Source organism: Calothrix sp. FACHB-168 (assembly GCF_963889195.1).
Lineage (GTDB): Bacteria > Cyanobacteriota > Cyanobacteriia > Cyanobacteriales > Nostocaceae > Aulosira > Aulosira anomala_A.
Genome location: NZ_CAWPNJ010000046.1, coordinates 1 through 15,541, shown reverse-complemented (window position 1 = coordinate 15,541; position 15,541 = coordinate 1). Strand labels below are relative to the sequence as shown.

The window sequence follows — 15,541 nt, the reverse complement described above, 5'->3', positions numbered from 1 at the left end:
TCTTACAGTTCCTCCTCAGCTTCCTTGATGGCTTTGCGTTTCAAATCAGCAAAATCTACATTTCTCCTAATCCATTCCCCCATTAGTGGAATCGTAAGAGTATAGGAGGAGCCGCGCCGATCTGATGGATCTAGCTCAATTAGTTCCAATTCCCGTAAAAATTCTAAATCTGAACCTAGCCCAGAATCTTGTGGAACTAAGATGCCTGCTTCCTCAAACTTTACTTCCAGTAATGCAAGGTTAACTGGATCATCTCCTCCGGCTAGCTGCTCACAAAGTGCCAAAATCATTCGTCGGCGATCAGTTGCTGCATACCCCCACAAAGTTTGGAAGTGTTCGTTGTCTCCAGCCATTTCATTGACAACTTTTTCAATATGGGAAGGAGTAATAGTGCGTTCACCCGACCTTGCTGCATATTCAAAAACTAGATTGCAGAATGTTTGAATTGGAAAAGGCTGACGGGCACAAAGCTCTACAATACGATCTCTCGCTTCAGGGAGATAAATGAGCTTTCCTGCTACAGGTGCAGTGACCAGTGCTCTTGCGGCTTCTAAAGGTAATGCGCTAATTCCAATTCGTTGCCCAATCCCAAACAGTGCTGACCAATATTCCTCGCGAAGGCGTTTAAGCCGTCGCGAGCCTGTAATAATTGCTGACAAATTTGGGTATTCGTGGAGCAAATAGCGAATGTTTTCAGGAACCTGTGGGCTGGTAATTCCAGAGTCGATACCCTCTTGGAGTTTGTCAAATTCATCTAACATTAGGAGAAGCCGACGCGGTTGGATAGCTTTCAGCACAGATTGTAGGTAAAGTTCAAAGGTTTCAAAAGGATGATCAGCAGAAAAAGCTTCTTTCAATCCTGATGTAAACTGCAAGTTGAACGGTTTATTGCTTGTTGATATAGATTGTCCAGGCAACCAAACATTAACACCTGCATGATGACAAGCCGAGGCAATCTTGCGAGCCATGAGCCGATAAACATCCTGAGTTAGTATTCCTACTTTGCTCTGATGCCCTTCTCCAGCTTGGAAAGAGCAATCTATCAAAATCCAGTTTGGGAGAACTTCCAGTTTCTGAAGTTGCTTGAGAATAGAAGTCTTACCTGTACGCCGATTACCTTCTATCAAGATTACATTGGCTCGTTTACTTGTAGAGAGTTGACGCTTAATCTGCTCAATTACATCATTTCGCCCAAAAAACATTTCTTTCCGGTCAACAGGACTAGCGACGATATATGGACTAGTTCCTAAATCACTGCTGAGATTTAAATCGCGAGTGGAGCGAATGGCAAGGGTCAAGGGTACTTGTTTTACAATAGATGTCCCATCTAACCGAGATGCAGCCCATGTAATATTGAAATTAAAGATACCGAATGCTTGCTGAGGTTCTACTAGCAGGGAGATTTTGGCCTCATCGCCATTACGGAGGTATGAAATCTTGCCAGTTCCAATTGCTGGGGTGGTCTTAATTGTCAGGTTTCTAATTGCGACTGAGGATGTATTTCGGATCAGCAAAGCAACTTCGTTGGGTGTACCAACCACAACACTAGAAGGCTCAAGCCGCATCTCAATTTCTACAACTGCCAAAGTTGATTCAATTTCACGGGTGATGAGCTTAATAGTAACAATGCTTACCTCTCGTGCTCTTTCGACCACAGCAACAGAAGCGTTATTAAGTAGTTCAAGGGCATCTTTAATTTGGCGATGGGCATTCTCTAAAACAGCCAAACGGCCTGTTCCATCTGGAATCTCATGAATTCCTCTTAGGGCAGCGGCTGCTGTTGCAGCTGCCATTAACCAGGGCATGATATCTGCGGGAACTGTATCAAGTTCACTAACTCCTTGATTTCTAAGCTGATAAAGTTCTTTGCCAAAGCGATCAAACCATAATAGCCTTGCTTTACTCTCGGTATCCTCAGTAAGTTCTGCTATTGCTCGAATAGTTTTAGATTGTTCGAGCCAGTTTAATACAGGATCATCGCTGGCACCGATTATTATTCGCACTAATGCGCTTAAAGCATCTGAAATTCGTCCATGAGTGCCTTGCCACAGACGATGTTGCATTTGAATGGGTGGAACAGGCACTCTAAGATTTTTTAGTGCTTCTATCGAAAGGTATTGAATTGTTGCTCCACGGGAGTGTCCTTTCAGCCAGGACTGATAGACTGGGGAGCGTAAAATTTCTGCTAGGTACTGGGCTGTAATACCTTCTTTAGGTCTAATGACAACCAGACCTTGAGTCGCAATAGCCCTTACAGTTCCAGGAGTATCTGAAATTAATCCGACTTTACCAATCGTGCCAGACTTTGTAACGACAATATCTAAGGGAGACAAATAGTATTTTTCTTTAACTTTCGATTCTCCGGCTTGAGTCAGGAATAATTTTGGGGCTTTTACACCTATGTCTTTTACATCAGAGACGCGCAATAATCCAGCTAAAACGTCAGGGTGCTTGGCATCTTTGGTGATTACATCCTGCTGGTAAGAAATTCCGGTGAAAACATCAGCAACTTCGTCAAGCGATCGCAGCTTTATTTCTGGGTCAGTTTCTGTTAGGGTTTTCAACTGTTCGCCAAGTGCATCATCTCCCGTTCGCTTTACAAGCAGTTCCCAGTCTCTTTGTTCAAGAGTAGTAATTGGAGTGTTCCAGAGGTAGGTTCCAGGTTTGCCTTGGCGGAAAGTTTGGGCAACTTGTTTGGCAAATAATTGCTGTTCTACGGGTAGTGCTGCTTCTCGTTTCCGCAGACCGGAGGGAAAATCCTCGACTAAAAAGAAGCGAACAGAGGAGGCAGGCTTGTCGCGTCGAAAGACGATCAGGTTAGCATGAATGTTGGCAAATGGCGTAAAAGCTTCAGGAGGAAGTGCCAGAACCCCCTCAACACAAAATTCGGAAAGCAAACGTTGGCGAATCTGCTTTTCTGCACCTGAGCGAAAGAAGATGCTTTGAGGAAAGGCGATGACGGCTCGACCACCTGGACGTAGTGAAGCCATGATGTGTTGCAGGAAAAGGGCTTCTGTAGTTGAGGTGTGGATCGGGAATTCATTTCGGTAAGCGTAGGAGTTTGACTTCTGCCCCCAGGGTGGATGTGCCAGAATTATGTCAAACCCTTCAGAGGTTCGATTGCGGAGTAATGAGCGTTCCAGTGTGTCACCAAGTTCTAGTCTTGGATGATCGATGCCCGCTAGTACAACACGAGTTATCCCGATCGCGTAGGCGATGGGATTAATTTCAACGCCAAAAATACTGGCTTCTTGAATTTCTAGCCAGTTGCGGGGAGACAGAAACTTAGCTTGCTCATGCAGGCGACGGGTGCTGGCAACGAGTAAGTTACCCATACCAAAGCAGGGATCGTAGATGCGATCGCCTGGTTTTGGGTCAGCAAGTTCGATCATTAAATCAGCGAGCGGCTGAGGGGTGGTTGATTGCCTTATGTCTTTGGCTTCCACAGAGCCTGAGAGCAAAATTTCTAGGATGGTTCCGGCAGCAGCACGATCGCTTGCAGAGTCAAAGGGTAAAGAGTCGATCCACTGAAATAACTCAAAGAGAGGTTCTAGCGCGGGTAGCGATTCAGATTGCTCAATTCCGGTTTGTTCAAGGGCAACTCCAAGACAGTAAAGCTTCTTTCCAAGCGGTGTTGAGTCGGCATATTTTAGAGAAGGAACAAGTTCGCGCTGGAAAATTCTCATGAGATCGCGAGGATCTTGTAGGCGCAATGTAGACCAACGAATGTTATCTCGCAGAGCAGAGGTATAGTAAGATAGCTCGAATTCGGCGATCGCTACTTGTTCTGCTTCATAATAATCTGCCCACCGCAAAAACAACAGAGCAGCAGTATGAATGACAACATCACGATCAAGCATTCTGCCGCTTCTGCGGTAGGTATTCAGCACCCCCCACAGTTCTTTTTTTAAATCTCGCTGTTCTAAATTCATCCGATTGCTAATGCTTAGATACTGAACAGAGAAAGAAAAATAACTTAATCTCGCCTAAATGCTTAAAGGTCTCCAGCAAATGCTTTCTTCAAAATACCCTGGCGGATTTTCTCCAAAGTCTCTGGTAAATCTTTCCAACTCTCTGCTGCTTTTGCTTCAAACTCATAAACTTTTTTCAGTTGCTCCTGTACGTCATGGGGGGGCACGGGCATTTTTAGTTTTAGAAATGCCTGCGGATTAAGTCGTCTGCGACGTTTGTTTGATCCGGTGCTAGCATTTCTAACATCTTCTAAGCAAATGGGGGAACGGAAATAAGTATCTAGGACTTCGGGGCAAATGATGTCATCTTTGGTGCGAAAGACGACAAATTCAGGGGAGACAACAAAACCATCGAATTCTTCAGGAACCATGCCAAATGCACCTTCCCAAGCCATGAGTTTGGGATATATGAAGTCTCGATGTCTCAAGCGGCGCAAGTTCTGGTATTTAAAGTCTTGGGTTGTGCGGGTTGCACTATGGAAAAGACCTTTACCGAAGGATTTAGTACCAACAAAATGATATATTTCGTTTTCCTTAACAGATTCAGTATTTTGTATCCAACTTACTAATTCATTTATCTCAATCCAGTTACGCTCAGAACGTTGCTTACCTAATACCAAACTGCACTTGAGTTTCCCTATTTCCTTCCTATTATCTTTGTGAAGTTGGTAAATCTCGTCTACTTTTTCTATACATTCTTTGATACGAGCAGCAAGCTGTTTCTGCTGATCAAGAGAGGGAAAAAATATATCTATTTGGTTAATCTTCTCTCTACTAATATTTTGTAGACTTTCGCTAGTGCCAGTAGCTTTTGCCTTTATAGCCTGTTGAACATCAGGTGAAATCAGCCAGTAATAAGCATATTCAGCATTAATTATTTCTTGGTTAAAACGAAGCATTTGACAGAAGTTAGCTGCAATATAATTTCTGTCATCATCAGGTTGATGAAATAATGCACAGCTACCAACTCGCCCTATACTGTTTGATTTGGTCAAAATGATGTCGCCATTTTCTAGGCGCAACGAAGCAAGTTGTTGATCAGGAATTTTTCTCCAGGCTACACCATCAAACGAGAGACGGAAATTTTCAGTAATGTTATTCGCCCTCAGCACACCCACATTAGGTTGATCGCAATCTTCCCCCCATGCTCCTCCCCTGCAAATAAGCAATACATCTCCGAGCTTTGCAGATTGCCAATCTTTAGAAACCATTACTTTTCAACTCCTAGCAATTCCTCAAGCTCATCTAGCAATTCAATAATTCTTAATTCTCTAGTTTTAATAGCTTCTACTAATTCCAAAGCAGGACGATGTTCATAATCATCAACAACATAGGGATTTCTAGGTAGGAGATCCCATTTTTTTTCCTTTAGAACTTTGAGAGAAATCATCCAAGAACTTTTGCTCTCCACCCGGTTTTCCCACTTATTTAAGAAATCAGGGATTTGATTACCTTCAATAGGACGACGGTTTGTTTGTAACTCAAAACCATCATTCTTGAGGTCGTAGAACCAAACACTCTCAGTCGTCTTTCCGTCCATTCGACGATCAAAGAAGAGGACGCTGGTTTTAACTGCCGTATACGGCAAAAAACAACCCGCAGGCAATGACAGAATTGTATGAACATCAAATTCTGTCAGCAACCGTTCTCGCACTTTGGCATCAGGCCCGCCTCGAAACATTACACCCTCCGGCACAATTACCCCTGCCCGTCCACCTTTTGCAAGGTTCGCCATAATGTGCTGCAAAAATAGAACTTCAGTTGAACCTGATTTAATCGTGAAATTGGTTTGCAGTTCCTTTGCCATCTTGCCACCGTAGGGCGGATTTGCCAGAATGACGGTGTAACGGTGTTTCTCTGGCACATTGGAAGTGTGAATTTCTAAAGTATTCGCCTGTTCTAACCGCGCTCCTTCAATTTGATGTAACAGCATATTCATCGTACCAAGCAGGTAGGTGAGAGGCTTATTCTCAACTCCAAAGAAGGTTTCATCTTTCAACCACTCCAATTCACCACCGCTTAATACGCCATGATTATGGCGAATATATTCCGCAGATTCCGCCAAAAAGCCTGCTGTACCAAAGCACGGGTCATAAATGCGATCGCCCATCTTTGGACGTACTACCTGAACCATAGCCCGAATCAGATGCCTTTGGGTGTAAAACTCCCCAGCATACCCAGCAGAATCACCTGCTACCCGTTTCAGCAAGTCCTCATAAATTTCTGACAGCACGATTACATCAGTATCATCACTGAAGTGCAAACGGTTAATCTGCTGTACTACACGGGCGAAACTGGCTCCCCGGCGAGAATGATTTTTAACAGAAGAAAAAATGCGCTTAATCCGCTCGGCTGCTCCATCTCCTTCTAGGTTTTGTAGATGCCCCCACAAACGCCCGTTGACGAATTCCAACATTTCGTCAGGTCTGTCAGTCTTCTTTGACCACTCAGACCACTGAAATTCCCCATTCAGAAGGCGAGTGTAGGGTTTATCCTCAAATGCTGCCTCATCTTCACGCCGTTGCTCAATCTCGTCAAATGCCTTTAAGAAAAACAGCCATGCCAATTGCTCAACATAGTCACGAGGAGTTACCCCATCACTATTTAGTTGATCGCAAGCATTCTTCACCGCCTGCTGCACTTCTTGGCGGCGATGATCAACTGTCCCGTTTCCTGTAGTCGTCCCTACCATTCGCTATCCTCATGCTACCATCGGCACATATAAATGATGCTTTACTGCTTCCAGGTCATTTCTCAGAGCAGATGCACCGCCATAGCGTCTCAGCATACTACTGAAATTACCAAATAAGGCAACAAACTGAGGCGCACTGTAGGTAGCTCCCCGCTCCAAGTCGTCAATGCCAAACAAGGCATAGTGATCTAAGCTTGCTTGCCAGAACCGAGACTTTAGCTGCTCCTCTTCTGGAATGTCTTGTTCATCTACCTGATTCATGAGCCAATATTCTTCCTGATCCCAAAAACGCACTACGCGATCATGCCGAGTTGGAACTTTTACTAGGTCAAAGCCTACTTTGGCTAGAATATCTACCCCGTCTGTGTGATCTAAATCAAGATAGTGCTGGAAAGCAGAGATGTAAATATCCCGATCCTTCAATTCCTCATAAAGTTCTTTTCGGCTGCTTTGGTCAATCCAGATTTGTAATAGTTCATCTAATGTTGCACTAGAAATGCTGCGAATAATTTCCTTCGATTGCTCACAATAATCATCAAAAGGAATCTTGCGCCCATCAGCTAAACAGACATAGCGTTCCGTATTCGAGAGAATGACTGATACACCCTCAGCCACGGGCTTAGGAGTTGTATCTTCCGCCCTGTGAGTAGATCCAGAGCCAGATGAAGACTTGGACTTCGATTTTGGCTTCTGAGTATTTGCTGGATGTCCATCAAATTCTGAATCCTCAAGCTGGCTTGCTCCAGCGTAGTCAAATAGAGTAAAGTACCGTTTGTCAATGTCCTCACAAAGTCGGGTTCCCCGCCCCTTCATCTGTTTATAAAGGATGGAACTCTTAAGCGGACGTGCAAAGACAATGTTTTTCACATCCGGCGCATCAAAGCCAGTCGTGAGTAAATCAACCGTTACTGCAACACGAGGATTACCTGAGCCAATTTCCGCAAAATTCCGTTCAAGCTGGTGAGAATTACGCTCTGATCGCGTAATCCTGGCAGCATAATTATTATCACCCGAAATTCGGCGGAGTTCCTGCGCCATGAATGCCGCATGGGTATCATCCACGCAGAAAACGATAGTCTTCTCCTGGCGTAGCCCATATCGACCCAAAATTTGCCACAAATCCTCAGCAATAAACCGAGTCCGGTCTGGCAAACGGATCTCTCGCTCAAAGTTATTCGTTGTATAGCGTTTGCCATCAGGCCCCGTGTATCCATTTGCATCTACGTTACTGATCCGCTCTTCCAGCAGATAGGGAACTAGGTAGCCATCCTCAATCGCCTGCTTTAATGAATAGGTATAGGCAGGTTCCCCAAAATAATTATAGGTATCCCGTCGCTGCTCCTCCTCTGTTAAAGGACGACCACTATCATCAATTTCCCGTGGAGTTGCGGTCAAGCCTAATTGGTAAGCAGAGCCAAAATATTTTAACACCCCAAACCAGTCGCCAAATCCAGAACGATGGCATTCATCCACTACCACCAGATCGAAGAAATCTGGCTCAAAATACTCGTAAATTTTCTTATCATTTAATTCTTCATCCAAATTCTGATAATTGGCGAAGAAAAGCTTGCCAACCTGGTGCTGGTTCCGACGTACTGTATTCTTATCAATCACCACCCGTTCATCAGAAGCAAATCCTGCAAACGCCCGGTAAGCCTGGTCTTTAAGACTATTGCGATCGGTGACAAATAAAATTCTGTTGTTCTGCAATACATTACCATGCAGCAGCTTCCAGGCTAATTGAAAAATCGTGAAGGTCTTGCCTGTACCCGTTGCCATTAACAACAGAACACGGGTCATTCCCTGGCTAAAGCGGTATAGTGTCTCAAAGATAGCCATCTCCTGGTATGGGCGCACTCTGCGGCGAGTAATCTGATCTTCATACCAGGGGTACTCAAATACAGGTTGCCATGCATCCCAATCAATGTTGGAGCGTCCCAGTCGATCTAAAATTTCCCAAGGCGTAGGAACCTGAGTTAACCGCTGATAAGCACCTGTATGATTATCAGTGAGTATGTATTCTTGTCCATTAGAAGCAATTGAGAACCGCAGCCCTAGCCGTTGGGCATAACGCGATCCTTGCTGCATTCCATCAGCAGCAGGCTTATGTTCAGCCTTTGCCTCTAAAATTGCCAAAGGCATCCGTGACAGACGCAGCACGTAGTCAGCAACAATCTTTTGTGTCGGGTCATACATCTGCTCCCCACTCAAATTTACCTTACCAGGGCCAATCTCCACCTCCCTGTCAAACTCCCAGCCTGCCTGGTTTAAGGCAGGTTCAATAATCTCTCGACACGTTTGTTGCTCGTTTCGCGGCATCTTTTGCTTTTTCTGCCTAAAAGTGACTGAGTTTTGCCTTCGTTAGTCTGCCTTTACCATATTCTGTTGTTGGGATCACCCTACCGAAGAATGAGAATTTAAAACAAAACTCTAATTCATTTATACATAACTACATAGATAATTACCAGCCATCTGATGCGAATGACGAAAATTTCTATCAATGGCTGGTAGCTGCTTAATATCTATAAATTTTTGTAACACTCAACCTTAGCTGAATCAGAGTTTGAGGAATAATTGACCAACTTGCCGACCCAGTATTACCAGAAATTGAAATTTACTCAGTACCAGATAACTTGGGTGAACTGTATCAAGTCTGGAATGGTTCTCAACTACTTGGCACTTTCTAACAAAATCTCTAGGGGAAATGGGTAGCACAACCCTGTAATAGGGATGACAGGCAATGCTGTGACACTCCTTTGGCAGCACAAATAATCATCATCGCTGTTAATGGCTTACTTGTAGCCGACGTAGCATAAAACACAAGAACCTATCCCATCGCTTGGAGAGGTGATTCAATTTACCTCTCTTTCTTGTATGCATAGAAATTCTCTCTGCTTCATTTGCACTAAGTAGCTATCGCAGGTTAGAACTGCTTCATCAAATTGAGCAATGGGAAAAATTTCTAGTCAAAGTAGTTGTTGAAGAGGAATTTGTGGTAAACACAACCTTAATTCACCTGTATCTCATTGCTCAACACCTAACGGCATCAAGCCACGAATCACTGGATAGCAACCTTGGGCGAGGTAGGGAACCTTACTTGAGCAACGCCTAACGGCATCAAGCGACGAATCACATATCCCAAGCCTCCCTCAAGGATGGAAAAAGAAATTTGAGCAACGCCTAACGGCATCAAGCCACGAATCACTTAAGCCTTGCACACAGGGAACCAAGGATAAGAAATTGAGCAACGCCTAACGGCATCAAGCCACGAATCACGGACTAACAGCTATCGCGCAAACCTGGGGTTCAACTTGAGCAACGCCTAACGGCATCAAGCCACGAATCACTCTATCAGATTGGTTTGCTGGTGTAGCCCGTTGTTATGTTTGAGCAACGCCTAACGGCATCAAGCCACGAATCACAGCAAAGGTGAAAACCCTTAACTGAGCAAGGCTCATTTACTATCTTACAAGTACCTTTCAGATCGAGAAACCAAAAACACAAAACTTACTAAAGTTTCCCTTACTTTCAGCCCCTCAAACCAAGTGCCGATAAACTTTCCCAAAAATGGCAAGCACCTTGTTCCTTGCCTCAATTACCATATCCCTTACCGCGTAAACCTTTCCACTATTCTTTTACCCTAAATTCCCTTTACCATAAGAGATACTTGTCAAATTGGGGATTGAATCATTGTCCACGCCAAATCAGGAGGTAGTGAACTTGTCATTTCCTCAATCCGATATCTCAAAAATCGAGTATTTCTTGACCCCACATGGTCAACCCAATAGGGTAAGGTTAACCTACCTCGATTATCCCTAATCGCCCACTGTCGCACCCCCTCTAGATAATCTTCCCTTGCAAGTTTGATCGTTTTAATCAATTGGTCACTTTCTCCCAAAAATAAACAACCAAACCGCCTTACTAGTTCAGGATAGTCAAACGCTAACTGTATTCTTTCCCTTAAACTTGGTTGTATCTTCTCCCCGTCAGAACGAACCCAAATCAAACACTTGAGATTAGACAAAATTTCTTGATAACCGGGAATAACATTCTCTGGATGGCTAAAATCGGCATTCTTAAAGCGTCTCATTTGACGCAAAATTCGCGACTTTTTGGGGATAGATAACATTGCGATCGCCAATTCTACCCCACAGTGGCGATAGACATCCGTTTCCCCTACCAAAGACAACAACATCCCATACACTGTTGCTGGAGGCGGGACAGGGTAGGTTTTTCCTATTTCCCTTGCATGGGACTCCCGAAAAGTCGCAAAGGGAACATCCAAATAGAGAATTAATGGCACAGTCATTTTGATTCTTCTAACCCCAAATCTCTTGTAATGACTGTTTTCAAATTTTCAATCAGTTCATTTCGATTCCGATAAATATGCGCCTTCTTAAAAGGAGAACTCTCAAAATTATGCAATTGCTGTAAATCCTTAACAATTGTTCCCCCAATCCATAATTGACTAGAGTCAATCTGTCCGCATTCCACTTCATCTATAAATTCTTTGGTGAATTTTGCTTCCTTACTCTTAGGATCGCAATATTCAAAACAATAGGAAATATATGAAGCAAAATGATTTGTCCAATGCAATACCAAACTATCAGGACAGAAAGGATAATTAAAAATATTACTACTCCCTCCTACCTTGGGAATATTCATAATCCCATCTATCAAAGGTAAAATCCGCGAAAATTTTTTGAGATGAGTGGCATTAATTCCAAAATAATATTGATACCGAGTGGCATGATATTCTGTAAAGTGAAGCGATGTGCTATCCTTTTCTCTGCCACTTTTCGCTCCTAACTTGACTGCACCATCATAAGGCGTTAGCGACACAGCCATATTCATCGCTAAAGCACCCATTCGCTGATTAGGAGTGCTAGTTTTTGTTTGTTTCTTTTTTCTCTTGGTTGTTGAAGTCTCGTCCTCTGTTTCCGCAGACTCTAATAAAGCAAACCCAAAAATATCATCATCATAAAATTGTTCTGGATCGAAATCTTCACTTGTTAATCGATTAATATGTTCGTCCTCATCCCAAACTCGATTTACTAAATAACCTTGCTTTTGAAGATAAAAGCGTAACGCCCAACGAATTGCACTGGAACCTACAAAAGAATGAATTTTACCATTCCAATAGCCTTTTTGCAGAGTAGTCTTATTTCCTCGTCTCATGTCATGATTTAAGGAGGCTAAACCATAGCGAGTGAGGACTGTTCCGTAAAGATAATAATTGGGGATATTATTGTCATTCTTCTTCTGACTCATCATTCACTTCTTCTAATTTTTGATTATTTGGGAATGAAGTATCATCCGTATTTGTGGGTTTATCTTTGGGTTTATAACTGGCGATCGCTAACAATGACCAAATTCTTATTTCTTGCCAAGATGATTTCTTAATTAGTAGTAAAATTTCTTCTTGATGCTCATTAAAATACTTATTTAATCCCCCTTTTACTAAAAAGTCTGATAAATATTCCTTAAACGACAATTCATCATAACAATTGTTTAGCTCTGCCCTTAATCGTTCAACCTTCTTCTTAATGGGAGGGTCTTTCCCTTCCTCAGCTTTGGCATACATTTTAGCAAAGTTGCCCTTCATGGCTTGCTGAAATACCTTAATAAAAATAAGATACTGCTTGTCTTCTTCACTATTCTCTGCCATTATTATTAATCCTTCGCGGTTGAAAAATAGCTGGTTAAATAAATATCCTTTTGAATCCTCCATCACCAATTTTTCACAAAAATTAGACCACCAATGAATTCCTGTAACTAAATTATCAGCAATCAGGGAGCGAATCGGATTTACTTTAATAAAAATTTGCTTATATTCAATCTTGTGATAATTGGGTTGAAAATATTTTTGAGCCTGTTGATAAGTGATTAAAGTATTTTTATCAATTTCAATTTCTTCTATACTCATCAATGTTCTTTGACGAGAAGCTTGATTCATTTTTTCATATAACCAAACTTGACAAGCTTGATAGTAGCTGCCTTCAGGCTGAATATCGTCTAAGCTGTAATAAAGTAATCCAGCTTCACCAAGGCTACTAACATGAAGCTGTTTAGTTTCTAATTGCTGTAATCGCCATCTTCTTTGAGAAGCATCTTCAAAATCCTTGATTTCTGGAATCACCACCAAGTAGCGATGGGGTTTCTTTTCCTTCAAGTCTTCTGATGGAATATGAAGTAAGCAATAATGACAAACTACTGGTACAAATAATAATGCTAAGGCGTATTCAGGTTTCTCTTCCAGTTTTGTAGTATTCTGCGTCCTAGCATGGCGGACAATTCCCCCTAAATACAACCAACTGGTTATTTGCACATCATCCTGCCTGAGTTGTTGGGTATCTACCTCACATAATTTCTCAGCAAAGGTTTGATGTGCGTACCAAGTTAGGGATTTATATTGATACTCGACTTTTTTTTCTTCAACCGTTAGTTCAGTGTTAACTATTTCCCCTGCTTGATAAAACTTATTAAGACGCAGAAAAACAGCACATATTCCCTCATGAATATGGATTTTCTGACTTAAATCTATTGCATCATTGTCTAATCCTGCTAAATGAATTAAACCTGTATCATCTAATTGAAAAGACTCCTTAATTAACCAAGATAGAGCAACGAAATCACTTCCTTGCCAGAATAATTCAATAGTATCAGCAGTCAAAGACCATGATATATGTCCTCCGCGTTGACGAGATGAGGGATATTGCTTTTCTAATCGCTTTAAAGTCATGTAAAGCCCGGTCATTCCGACGCGGTGCATTATTGTCGTATCCGCAGCATCGAGAGATAGGGAAATTTTGGGTTGGGTAGGGACTATCATGAGGTTTCTTCTTCTTCCTGGCTGCGAGTCGCTGGAACAAATATTCCACACATCATCTTTCGTTTCCCACCAATTCCCTGTTCTTGCAAAGTTAAGGAATCTTCTGGGTTGAGTTCGCTTATTTTTACGCCAAGTCCTCTAACTTTAAACTGTTTACCTTGTTTATTGATGGTTAATTGTCTTTTTTGAGGTATTCCATCTTGTCTGGTAAGAAGTTCAATTTTTCCTTGTATTCCTAAATTATCTAGTTGCCGTTGAACAGCTTCAATAAAGTTAGTAGAATCTTGAAACCCTGTAATTACGACTAATCTGGAATAGACACTTTCTGAAGAAATTAACGGTTTGTAGTCGGGAATATCTAGTTGATAAGAATTTTGTCCTATATGAAAAGCCTGCCCCGCTAAATAAGGATAAATTAAAGGAATTTGTTGATGATGAATCCGAATTTTTAGACGAGATTGAGCAGTAAGTTCAAGCAACTTGTTCCTGGTCGGGATTCCGGCGATCGGATGAATCCCAATAGACTCTAGTTCGTGAAGGATAGGACAAATCCTGGACAATGCGCTATAGATAACATAACCATTATCAAGAGGAATCGGTGCGCCTCTTAGCTTAAACGTTAAGTCTACATATTCCTCACTTTGAATTAATATGGCTGCCATAGATGGAAATTTTGAGAAAAATTTAAAGATGTCAGAGTTTGTTAATACATCAACATTTTCTTGTGCAAAATTGTCCTCATTGTCATCGCAAACACTATTATTAGTTACTATGTATATATACCTGTAATAACAAGTTTTCCTTTAAGAAAACCAAACTCGTCATGTGTCTGATGGGTCTTTTGGAATCCTGGGTGCAGAATTAATGATTTCGTCTATCCATCGCCTGAGAGAATCATTTTCATCTCTCAGGCTGCGATTTTTCCCAAGAGTTCGTTTTGAATTACTGCAACTTGCTGCTTTAAATTCTCTAAGTCTTGATGAATTGCGCTTAAATCAGGTACTTCGTGACGTTCTTCTGCAAGGTAAGAACGAATCCATCCCATGATTAATTCCGAAGCTGTTTTCCCTTCAGACTGAACTTTATTCATAAAAGCTTCCTTGGTCTCATCGTCCATCCTGACGATAATTTGATTGTTCAGCTTTGTTGTCTGACGCTTTGCCATATTAGTTATTGCTTCAAGCCCTAAATCTGTAATAACTCTATTTACCTCAATTTTGCAGGGTTTGGAAAATTTTGTAGTGACGCTCTTGATTTAGTAATAACAAATAACTACAATAGAGTAACAAAACAAAGGCGATCGCTTAGTTGCCAAACCATGCAATCGCCTGTGCAAAAGCCAGCGCCCAACTTTCCACGGCTGACGCTGGCTTTTGGTTTCCCCATTCAAGGAGATTTTATCTATGGTAAACCCTGTGAGTGTTCAACGCGATCGCTCGGATATTTATCAACAGGCTTTAGATGACTTTGGCATTACAGAACTACTATCGCGGTTAAGCAATTTTTCCCATCCAAATTTTGATGCAGCATACTTGGTGGAGAGACAAGAACTAGAAAACCTAGCAGTAATACTCATCCAAAGGTTAACTAATAGCCTTGAAAGTAATTTAATCGCCAGTTATTTAAGCGCTATTGAGCAAGGCAAATCAGATTTGGTGCTAAGTCAAATTAATGTAGAAATCCCGCCGCCGTCGATTGAGCTACCAAATCATTTCCCAAACGTCGAAATACCTCGCTTTTTGTACGGTGACAAACTACGCTGGGTTTCGTCTGATGATGTCACAGATTGGGGAATTGCGATCGGCAGATTTTACAGCTTTGCACCCCATCGCTGTTGTTGGATGTGGCGCTACCTGATTTGGCTGGCTAAAGATAGTCCTAGCGCCGCCTGGACAATTGCTGATACGGCTTGGGAAGAAGACCTCGAACCTTTCGCGCCAGCAGAAGCATCATGAACAAAACTCGTCCCATAACTGAACGAGAGCAAAAGTTGATTCAGCTTTACGCTAACTGTCGCTTAGGAATGACTCCCCAACAGTTTTACTC

General features: G+C 42.2%; 10 protein-coding genes and 1 CRISPR repeat array. Of the genes, 1 reads left to right on the top strand and 9 read right to left on the bottom strand.

Features of this window, described 5'->3' with window-relative positions:
• Positions 1-2: 2 nt before the first annotated feature.
• The 9 genes from AACW45_RS25970 to AACW45_RS25930 form a co-directional block, all read right to left on the bottom strand.
• Positions 3-3,932, bottom strand: a complete 3,930-nt coding sequence (locus AACW45_RS25970; protein ID WP_190635745.1) for an N-6 DNA methylase — start codon at positions 3,930-3,932, stop codon at positions 3-5.
• A 62-nt stretch (positions 3,933-3,994) separates the two neighbouring features.
• The gene (locus AACW45_RS25965; RefSeq protein WP_190635743.1) at positions 3,995-5,182 is read right to left on the bottom strand and encodes a restriction endonuclease subunit S; all 1,188 of its coding nucleotides are present in this window, start codon (positions 5,180-5,182) and stop codon (positions 3,995-3,997) included.
• Entirely contained in the window at positions 5,182-6,663 is a 1,482-nt protein-coding gene (locus tag AACW45_RS25960) for a type I restriction-modification system subunit M (protein WP_190635741.1), read from the bottom strand. The genes AACW45_RS25965 and AACW45_RS25960 overlap by 1 nt, the downstream gene beginning before the upstream one ends.
• Positions 6,664-6,672: 9 nt before the next feature.
• Positions 6,673-8,982, bottom strand: coding sequence for a DEAD/DEAH box helicase family protein (locus tag AACW45_RS25955; RefSeq protein WP_190635739.1), 2,310 nt, complete (start codon positions 8,980-8,982; stop codon positions 6,673-6,675).
• A 707-nt stretch (positions 8,983-9,689) separates the two neighbouring features.
• Positions 9,690-10,085: a CRISPR direct-repeat array (repeat unit 36 nt; unit sequence TTGAGCAACGCCTAACGGCATCAAGCCACGAATCAC).
• Between the two features lie 248 nt (positions 10,086-10,333).
• A complete protein-coding gene (gene cas5 / locus AACW45_RS25950; RefSeq protein WP_190635738.1) occupies positions 10,334-10,972 on the bottom strand; it encodes a type I-MYXAN CRISPR-associated protein Cas5/Cmx5/DevS in 639 nt (212 codons plus the stop codon).
• Complete coding sequence (locus AACW45_RS25945) at positions 10,969-11,934, bottom strand: CRISPR-associated protein (RefSeq protein WP_339385094.1); 966 nt, start codon at positions 11,932-11,934, stop codon at positions 10,969-10,971. The genes cas5 and AACW45_RS25945 overlap by 4 nt, the downstream gene beginning before the upstream one ends.
• On the bottom strand, positions 11,915-13,495 hold the full coding sequence (gene cas8a1 / locus AACW45_RS25940) for a type I-MYXAN CRISPR-associated Cas8a1/Cmx1 (RefSeq protein ID WP_199331234.1): 1,581 nt from the start codon (positions 13,493-13,495) through the stop codon (positions 11,915-11,917). The genes AACW45_RS25945 and cas8a1 overlap by 20 nt, the downstream gene beginning before the upstream one ends.
• Positions 13,492-14,157: a type I-MYXAN CRISPR-associated protein Cas6/Cmx6 gene (gene cas6, locus AACW45_RS25935; protein ID WP_190541543.1), complete on the bottom strand. Its 666-nt coding sequence runs from the start codon at positions 14,155-14,157 to the stop codon at positions 13,492-13,494. Before cas6 ends, cas8a1 begins: the two co-directional genes overlap by 4 nt.
• Positions 14,158-14,402: 245 nt before the next feature.
• Entirely contained in the window at positions 14,403-14,660 is a 258-nt protein-coding gene (locus AACW45_RS25930) for a hypothetical protein (protein ID WP_190541540.1), read from the bottom strand.
• Between the two features lie 238 nt (positions 14,661-14,898).
• Between AACW45_RS25930 and AACW45_RS25925 the strand changes: the two genes are divergently transcribed.
• The gene (locus AACW45_RS25925; protein ID WP_190541537.1) at positions 14,899-15,450 is read left to right on the top strand and encodes a hypothetical protein; all 552 of its coding nucleotides are present in this window, start codon (positions 14,899-14,901) and stop codon (positions 15,448-15,450) included.
• Positions 15,451-15,541 lie beyond the last annotated feature (91 nt).